This is a genomic window from uncultured Clostridium sp. (assembly GCF_937920395.1).
Lineage (GTDB): Bacteria > Bacillota > Clostridia > Clostridiales > Clostridiaceae > Clostridium_AD.
This window is the reverse complement of sequence record NZ_CALEVF010000177.1, coordinates 1-9446: the sequence shown is the minus strand read 5'-3', so window position 1 is coordinate 9446 and position 9446 is coordinate 1. Positions and strand designations below refer to the sequence as shown.

Genomic DNA, 9446 nt, shown 5'->3' with positions numbered 1-9446 from the left:
AAAATGATAGAAATGATGCATTATCTATCGCAAGTTTAGGAAAATTTGAAGATATAATATAATTTCACCAATAAAAAGGAATTAATAATATATAGGTTAATACTATTTTAACTGTAATTGACTTTCTATAAATATATTCTATATTATATGATTTATTTAATCGAAATATAATAATTATTAATATTGATATAGCCCCTACTTATCTTTTTCTAACTTTGCGTCTTAGACATAATTTTTCATTTTTAAACATTTACTCTAATACCAATATTCAGCACTTAACTTTAATTTCCTTTAAATTAGTATAAAAGAATAAATTTTCCCCATATTTCTCAACTTTCTTATCTCCAAACCCTTTAACCATATGTAATTCACCCTTTGATTTGGGATTAGCTTTAATAAGTATTTCCATCTCAGCATTTCTAAAAACCATATATGGCTTTATTATCAAATTTGATAGGTTTATTATTTTCTACAAGATAATCAGCTATCTCATGCATTAGCTTCTCTCTCATTTCCGGATCATTTTTTGCAGAACTTAATTCCTTGTTTAATAGAGTTGTTAACTGATCATATTTATATATAAGATTTTGAATTACCTTAGGACATTTCGTTTTCTTCATTATTGTTTTAGGGTTGGCAATAATAACCGTAGACTTTATTGGTATCCAAAGAATTTCTAAGAGGTTATTTAGATTTCCTCTAAATAAAAAAAGGACTTACTATTAAAGTAAATCCACTAAATATTATTATTCAGTAACATCAAATATCCACGAATCTCTTATCTCATCTGCCCTAACAATAATTCTTTCCTTAAGTCCACATTCATCTTGCGTTAATGCATCTGATTTTTCATCGGGATATATATCAAGTTCATTCAATTTACGAATTACATTCTCCATTGCGACCTCTTCGCCGCTAAAGAATTCACTCCCACGAATCCTAATAAACCTCCATCCAAGCCTTTCAAGAATTCCTTGGCGATTCATATCCTCTTCCAATTTATCTTCACCATGCCACTGTTCACCATCACATTCAATTGCTACTTTTTTATTCTTATAAATGGCAACCATATCTATTCTAAACGAACCAACTTCCCATTGTGGTGAGATTTTATATCCTTTTTCAATAAGATATTTCATCACTCTCTTTTCAAACTCTGATTCTGCCTTTAATACATTTTTTTCAAAATCAATTTGTCTTGATTTATAATCTCTGCAGTATTCAATTAACCCTTTTCTAATATCACCAGTCTTCAAATCATTGTCTGAATCCATAGAATAAACAAGCCAAAGCTGATCTTTCGCACGACTTACTGCAACATTATATCTCTTTTTATACAAATTATCAGTTCCATATGAGTTTAATCTCATAGGGCCTTCACCAGCATTTGCATCAACCATTGATAAAAAAATGATATCTCGCTCATCGCCTTGAAAATTTGCTGGATTTCCGCATAAAATATTTCTATTGTCATACTCTATTGGTGCCATTTTACTTTGCAATAACCTATCTATAAGAGTTGCTTGCTTTTCTCCCCTTAAAGTTATTACTCCAAATGTTTTACCATTATACTCTTCATTTTCACAGCAAGCTAATATTAATGATACTACGGCTTCAATCTCTTTTTGATTTGTTTTCTTATCGGATATGCCACCACAAACTCTATATGTTATTATTGGTGGTTTTGTTTTAACCTCACTAGTTTCCCTAAGTGCTTTTATTTGACCATTGTAAGATAAAATATTTGAATACTCAATAATTTCTGGTACACATCTAAAATGTTCTTTTAATCTAACTGGTTGATATCCAGATGCTTGTGCAAGATCATATATTGAAAATTTACCTGAATATAGAAAATGATTCGGAATGTCATATAGATATTCTTTGACCAGTCTTTCCATATCTTCGGTTTTTTCTCCAATAGCGAGTGGGCTGACCTGTTCATTATCACCAACTATAATTACTTGTTTACCTAAATATAATGCAACTAATGCCATAACATCAGCCTGACTTGCTTCATCGATAATAACAACATCAAATTTATTTTCCTTTGGATTAAAATTTTCTACCACTTTGTTTAATGACATAATCCAAACTGGAACTGCACTCTGACATCGAGGCATTAACTTCCTTGCCTCTGCTTTTAGCCTCTGTGCATTCTTGCCTTTTCCCGCACCTATCTTTCTTATTAGTTGTCTCCAACCTTCAATTGCTTGTATTTGTTTTTTATTATTGTTGAATTCATCCAATTTATATAACCATGCTTTATTAAATGCTAACTCTGATGTATTATTTTTAAATGACTCTTCTAAGAAAGCTATGCTCTGTTGAACCTCATCTATAGAAATTCTATTTCTATAGTTAATCTCTTCTACAAATTGACAATATAGCCAAGCCTCTTTAATATTAGCTGGAGCTTTAGCCTTTCCAAATTCACCTTGTCTTTCTGTAATTTCATATGACCAAGCAGGAGCGGTTATCGCTAGTTTTTGTAATAATTCCCTTCTTCTTTCAATATACTTGCCAAGTTCCTTTATTGATTTTATGGACTCATAACACTCATTGTATAAATCTACATCTTCATTTATTACAGCTGTTTGTAATTCATTAATTATTTTACTATTATAATTTTTAGAAAACTCATTAACCACATTCTCAATTTTCTTTTTATTATTATTTATTTCATTGTATTGTATTCTATATATTTGTGCCTCTATAATTTCTATTAATTTTTTACCAAAATCTAACTTTATATGTTTAAGATTACTAAATTTATTACTAGACAAATCAGGTTCATTTTTTAGTCTTTCTAGGTTTACACCACATGCATCTATATCCTTAATTATTGGATTCCATTTTCTTTCATACCAATTTATATTATCTTCAATTATTAAGCAATATTTCTTACAAGTTAATTCAAAATCCTCTCCCATATCGTCAACTTGCTCTGCACCTAAAACTGCGATTTGCCTGTTCCACCTATTTTTCAATTTTCCCCTTGCCACAAGTAACCTATGATAATTATTTAATGCTTTAAATTCATTTGTTTTATTCGGCACATTACCATTCACTCTACAAGCATTTATAAAATTCTTCAATGGCTTATTCAAAAATAAATTTACCCTTGTTATCTTTCCTCCATTTTCAAGTTTCTCAATTATAGATTTTAATAGACTATCCACATCGCAACCGAGCTCTATATCATTAAACTGAGGATTATATGTTAGTATACTTTCTAAGCAATCAATAGATAGTTTGTAAGTTAAGTTAATCTCATCTATTAATAAACTCCAACTATTTTTTAAGGTGTGTTCTTTAGCAGACTGAATAGTTTCTAATACCCATGGAGTGTTTATATCTATACTAAGCAACGCTCCATTTACCCTGTCCCTAATGCCACTAAGCTCAGATATCGTATATCTAACTGCTACTTCACTATTCCAATACTCTAGTCCGCTTGATAATTTTTCACTGCTAAATTCGTTTTTCTGACTTATTATTTCATTAAATTCAATTGGCGTTGTTAATTCACTTATATTCGGCAGTTTACTATCGTATTCCTTTTCCTCTTCTAAATTTATTTTACTGTTACTAGAATATATCTCGTTTATTTCTTCTTCATTTAAGGATAAACTTTTACCCAAAATTATTGGAGTAGGCATCCAAGCCGCATCACTTCTATGCTTATTAATATACTTTGCAGCGTCAATTGGTCTATATTCTTCTCCAGAAATAATTATAGCCCTATATTCGTTAATTCTTGCATTTTTCAAATCCATCTTAAGATTATTTAATTTATCAATAATTTTTTTTCTTTCTTTTCCTAAACTCTCAACTTTTGATTTTAAATCGCTTGGTTCTAATGTAGACCTATTTTCATTAATAACATCTAAACTATTCTCCATTTCACGTCTACCTTCTGTAGTAGCTAATAAACTTAGACATAATGATTGTAGCTCTTCCACCACCTTTTCCTTTAAAACGGATAAAGCCTTTTCACTGTAACTAGTAATTAATATACTCTTTCCTTGTGATAATAAGTGACCCACCATATTAGCAATTGTATGAGTTTTTCCTGTACCTGGAGGCCCTTGAACTAAAACTGCACCATTTCTCTCTAAGTGCTTTGCTACCGCTAATTGTTCTGCATTAGCTGGCTTTGTTAATAATATATCTTCATCTATTCCATTCACACTTAAAAAATTGTTTTCAGGCTTGTTACTTTGCTCTTCTACTTTTGGATTATCATTTTCAATTCCAACTATATCACATAAAAAGCCTGGCAATGATTGTGCATTATCGATGTCTTCTATTATTGAATCTATGGCTACACCATATCCAAGATTTCTTTTTCGTACAAACAATACAGGTCGTCTATAAATTTGCGGATAATTTCTTACCTTTTCATATTCTTCTAAATTTTCTAAAAATGTTCCATCTGACGCTAGTGCATGTGAAAGTCTAGTTAAAAATGAATTGCTTTCAGAGATTTCATATGGTGTAAATTGACCAATTTCAAACTCCTCATATATGCTTGATAATAGCTCATAATTAGACTCAGTTATATTACTAAATAGACTCTTATATAACTCTGGTCCTCTTTCCTGCGATATATTAATTTGAAACTGTGGAATATTTGCATCAAATACTAAATTTACAGCTTGCAATAATATCGGATGGTTTATCACTTTATTTCCGCAATAACTTAAAATACCATCGCCTAGAACTAATTCTAAAGCTTCTGCTTCCTTCTTTAAAATTGAATAAAGTGAGTACAATTCATTGTATACAGCATCCGCTTTTCTTGCCTTACTTTCTTCCTGGGCCCATTTGGATCTTGATTCTTTCCATATATTAAGTAAATTTAATCTATCATTATCTTCTTCTAACCTTATTGTTACTAGCTTACTCACTTCATTATTATCAGAATCTATCTCATATTCGATTTTCTCTATGTATTGCTTTACCACAACTTCCTTGCTTATATCATTCCAGCCTTTTTCTAACCATTCATTAATTTTCTCTGGTGGAAGAGGACATTCTCTTAACTTTGGTTTATTAATACTAAATAAAGTTTCACTATCATATTGAAAATTAAATATATTGTTCTTTATTGTTTCATGTTCTGGAATACTATCCATCCATTTTATCCATTGTTGGTTATTCACATCCACCATTACTGGATTCTTTATATTGTTAAATTGTTTTAAGAATTCAAACAACTTAATTATTTTCTTTTTACCTGAACTATCCATTATTTTCACTGCCCCTTATAATGATTTTACTTAATTCACAACTAATATTTCTATACATTTCAATTCACTTATTAGAATTAATTCTCTCAATACATTTATATATATCCATTTCTTTCTTATATTCAACTAAAAATATTGGTTTAATTGAAAGATATCCCCTCTCATTCGTGCAAACCTCAGCCCAATCAAGAATAGCACATATCACAAAACCAGGACCAAATGCTGCTTCTCCTATTTTAACCCCATGTACTTTATGTGCAATATATCCTTCAACTGAGTTAAGCATTAGTTTTTAACTGCCTAATCTAGCACCCGACTGAGCATTATTTTTTGAAATATTTTTTTTAAATATACATATAAATAATTATTGCTTAATGCCTTTTATTAGAAATCTCATATTAAGTATTCTAGTCAAATTTTTAATTATAGTTATTTTGTAACTATAATTAATATATGTAATTAGCTTATGTTCATTGATATATAAGGATCTATCGTTAACTTAATTGTTTTATTACAAATTTATCAAAGGGGAATATATTTTATTAGAGTTTTAAAGTTTAATTCTCACTTATATATTGTTATCTTTATTCCTATAGTAATAAGATATTTCGTTTTTTTGTAATATATATATTTATATATGTTCTAACATAGATATCTTAAGGGTTTGCCATAATTACAAGCTGGGTAATAAATTGTAAATTTCTGTCCACTTTCATTTGTAAATACCCTTTTAGCCTTAACAACAAAGGAACTACTTAAATATATAAAATATACTTCAATAGTTCCTATACCAGTCTAAATTATCTACTAACTTTAGAATAAATTTCAATTCCATCCCTATCAATTTGTTTTTCTATATTCTCATTTAATGAATTTATAAAAACAATATCACAAGAATATATTCCTATTACATCATTAATCTCTTCTACAATAGTTCCTTTGCTTTTACCTATATAACTTACACATAAATCTATATCTGAATTTATATTTTCTATTCCTTTTGCTCTTGACCCAAATATTATTACTTTCTCAATATTGTTATTATTTAGGAAATAATTAATCAAGCTTTTATATACTTTTTTATCTATTCCATACATATCACATTACCACTTTTGAAAGGTTACTTAATAGATCTTCTATGGCACCTGTATAACCAATTATTATCTTATTTTTAATTTCTTCATAATCTTGCTCATCATAAATATGAGATATAGAATTTCTTGATAATAAAATATCGTTCCAAATTTCTATATCATTAATTAACCCTTCTTTAAACGCTTGTTTATAACACCCTCTTGGATTGTTTATCTCTAAACCAGATGATTTAAATATTTTAGAAAGTAACTTCCAAGTTAAGTCTTCTAATGTTTCATACTTTTTTATAATTGAATCTCTATAAACTTCCATCGTTATATCATCTGGGTTTTTTATATTATTAAAATTATCTATGATATTCTTTAAATGAACTAACATTCTATATGCATAATTATATGTTAATTTTATTGATTCATCATATTTATCTAGTATTCCCATAATATTTTATCACCCTTTCTAAGTTATATATATTTATTATTTTACCATATAAAATAACATTTAAAACTAAAATGTTTAAAAATATGCACCAATAACATACCGCTCTGAGTATATTTTGTATTTGTTAAAATATATAAATAATAAAATTTAGTTATAATAACTATTTATTGCTATTGTATCCACGTGAGTATACAATAAAATCATTAACTGAATTTTCATCTAATTCACTATTAGCAAAAATATTTTTTGAATATTCAGCAACAAATTAATAGGTCTTTTCAATTCCTTTTTTAGAATCTTTATAAGTAAAATGAACACTACCAAAAGTAATTATAATTATCTAAATTAAATCCATTTTTATTTTCAGTACCTTGTACACCACTTTCCACCCCTAGCAACATTAGATCACTTTTAGATAAAACCCCTGCACCAAGAAGAGTTGAACTGCTAACAGTTACTGCATTTATATCACATGCTATCTTGCTTTCTGATTCCTGAAATTTATTTATTATATTATGTATACCTGTTATTAATTTTTGTATGTCTTCAAGTACTTCATTTCCCTGTTATTTTGTCTACTATAGGGAATCTAATAAATAAGACCATTTCACTCACTATTGTTAAAGAAAAAACCCTAGAATTATATCCTAGAGGCTATGTTATTTTAAAAAATTCATATGTGAAAATACCTAATATGTATTAGTGCTACCTTTTATTCATTCATAATCATATGACTGATTTTTTTCCTCATTAAATTGTTTAATCCCATATATCATTGATCTTTTGTCTCAGTCCTTTAATAACACAACCGAACCAATCGGTAATCATTCCATTTTTATCACATCCTTTTCTAATTAATGTCTATCTATCCCATTCGTAAATCATTTTCATAAATAGACCGATACTTACTATGACTATTAGGATTCTACCACTTCTATCAGCATATTTAAAATCTTTAAATAGTGATATGGTAGCTCTTACAATGAACCAATCTGCAAATGCTATTCCAGGTATGAAGATCAATGCCATAGCTAATAAGACAAATCAATCACTTTTTTCATTTGTTATGTCCTCCCTATCTATAGCTATTTTTTATTAATCCTAGCATTAATTGCTTTTGCTCAATTTGCATTTGTGTTTGCAATACTTATAGCTTTACCAACCTTTTTAGCTTTTGACATAAAAAAGAAAACTTCAGTGAAATTATAAATTTCATTCTGAAGTCTTTGGTATTCCATCTGCATATATCGTTATTTATTTGTAGGAAGTTGTAATTTCTTATTAAATTCAAATTGTTCCTCATCTTGAAGTCCCAAATGATAAGTTTTATCAATAACTTATTATATATTGTTGTCTTCCGCTTTAATCAGCCTTTTATTAAATTCTATCTCTTCTAAGTCTTGAAACCCTATAAAAAATACCTTTTCAATTTGATCATGGTTAAATAAATATGTATGTTTTAAATCTATATTTCCTTCTGGATAAACACATCCTACATAATCACGTATATTACCATTTCCAGTATCCTTTTGTTTCCTCCCATATATCATTAACTTTTTATCTGCATTTTTTAATACTACTATTGAACCTATTGGTAAATACTTGTTCATAAACTAATCACTCCAATTAATATTTTATTTTATAAATGCGATATATAATGCGGTTATTTCCGCAACTACTAATATGCATTTGATAATATTAGCCTTAAATTTCTCCATCTTAATTTCTTTTTTTCCTGTTAGTTTATCCAGTTTAAATCTAAATCCTGAGTGTATGGCAACAAACATAACAATAGGTGACAATATTAAAATAATATTATTATTATTAATATTATTATGTTCAGAATACATGCTAAAATAAGCTAGACCACCACACAAGCACACGGAAATACCTCCTAATAACATCCACTTAGATTTTAGACGCTTTCTGAAAATAATACCACCTAAAGTAATAGGTAAAAATAGAGTAATCATTACGCCTAAAATAACCATGTTCAAAGGATAGGAACCACGTCTAGCTATGATTATGAATAAAACTGTTAATACTCCTGTAAAAGGTAAAATTTTATTTATTTTTGAATTCATAATATTGCCTCCTATTTCAAGTCTAAACTCTCTTTAAATGTACTGGCAACTGTTGATGCTAAAAAATTAACAACGCCAACTGCAACTACCGCACCAGTAACTGCAACAACTCCCACTGCAATTTCAGGTAATGCAACTATACCAATAGCCGCAGCTCCTGTTTCTACCACCCCAACTGCAAAAGTTGCAGCTAACGGAGCTAAGTAGTCTGATGCTACCCAAGCCGCTGCAGTAGCTTTTTCATCTATACCGACCGCTGCTACTTTGTCAACAGTATTATCATTGTTTTTTACATCCTCAACGGCAATCCCAGCAGCTAGAACCCCCCCTACTACGCCAAATCCCTCTCTTAGACGTACACTTTTCTTTGTTACTTCATAATGTACTAGATAATTTTCTAGCTCTTCTATTAAAACGATTCATTTTTCTTACAACAGTATTACTTCTTTTTCCTAACAATCCTTTTTCACTCGCTGTTGATATCACCTTATCCGTAGCTCCAACAGCTCCTGCAGTAGATGCTGCAAGTATAAAATCATCAATACTTTTTGTTTTATCTGTCTTTTTAGTACCT

Annotated in this window: 11 protein-coding genes; all 11 read right to left on the bottom strand. The window is 28.9% G+C overall.

What is annotated here, in order from left to right; genetic code table 11:
• Nucleotides 1–268 precede the first annotated feature (268 nt).
• A complete protein-coding gene (locus tag Q0649_RS11570) occupies nucleotides 269–430 on the bottom strand; it encodes an HRDC domain-containing protein (RefSeq protein WP_298841849.1) in 162 nt (53 codons plus the stop codon).
• Entirely contained in the window at nucleotides 420–620 is a 201-nt protein-coding gene (locus Q0649_RS11565; protein ID WP_298841847.1) for a hypothetical protein, read from the bottom strand. Before Q0649_RS11565 ends, Q0649_RS11570 begins: the two co-directional genes overlap by 11 nt.
• Before the next feature lie 126 nt (nucleotides 621–746).
• Entirely contained in the window at nucleotides 747–5255 is a 4509-nt protein-coding gene (locus Q0649_RS11560; protein WP_298841846.1) for an AAA domain-containing protein, read from the bottom strand.
• A 64-nt stretch (nucleotides 5256–5319) separates the two neighbouring features.
• Entirely contained in the window at nucleotides 5320–5541 is a 222-nt protein-coding gene (locus Q0649_RS11555; RefSeq protein ID WP_298841844.1) for a hypothetical protein, read from the bottom strand.
• Nucleotides 5542–6055: 514 nt separating this feature from the next.
• Entirely contained in the window at nucleotides 6056–6352 is a 297-nt protein-coding gene (locus Q0649_RS11550) for a nucleotidyltransferase domain-containing protein (RefSeq protein ID WP_298841842.1), read from the bottom strand.
• 1 nt (nucleotide 6353) lies between these two features.
• Nucleotides 6354–6791: an HI0074 family nucleotidyltransferase substrate-binding subunit gene (locus Q0649_RS11545; RefSeq protein ID WP_367179376.1), complete on the bottom strand. Its 438-nt coding sequence runs from the start codon at nucleotides 6789–6791 to the stop codon at nucleotides 6354–6356.
• A gap of 858 nt (nucleotides 6792–7649) precedes the next feature.
• Nucleotides 7650–7817, bottom strand: a complete 168-nt coding sequence (locus Q0649_RS11540; protein WP_298841839.1) for a hypothetical protein — start codon at nucleotides 7815–7817, stop codon at nucleotides 7650–7652.
• A 311-nt stretch (nucleotides 7818–8128) separates the two neighbouring features.
• Nucleotides 8129–8398 carry a DUF4176 domain-containing protein gene (locus Q0649_RS11535; protein ID WP_298841837.1) on the bottom strand — a complete coding sequence of 90 codons (270 nt, stop codon included), beginning with the start codon at nucleotides 8396–8398 and terminating at the stop codon, nucleotides 8129–8131.
• A 24-nt stretch (nucleotides 8399–8422) separates the two neighbouring features.
• Nucleotides 8423–8872, bottom strand: coding sequence for a hypothetical protein (locus Q0649_RS11530; RefSeq protein WP_298841835.1), 450 nt, complete (start codon nucleotides 8870–8872; stop codon nucleotides 8423–8425).
• Between the two features lie 11 nt (nucleotides 8873–8883).
• Nucleotides 8884–9042, bottom strand: a complete 159-nt coding sequence (locus tag Q0649_RS11525; RefSeq protein ID WP_298841833.1) for a hypothetical protein — start codon at nucleotides 9040–9042, stop codon at nucleotides 8884–8886.
• Nucleotides 9043–9247: 205 nt separating this feature from the next.
• The coding region (locus Q0649_RS11520) for a hypothetical protein (protein WP_298841831.1) at nucleotides 9248–9446 on the bottom strand (199 nt) is incomplete at its 5' end.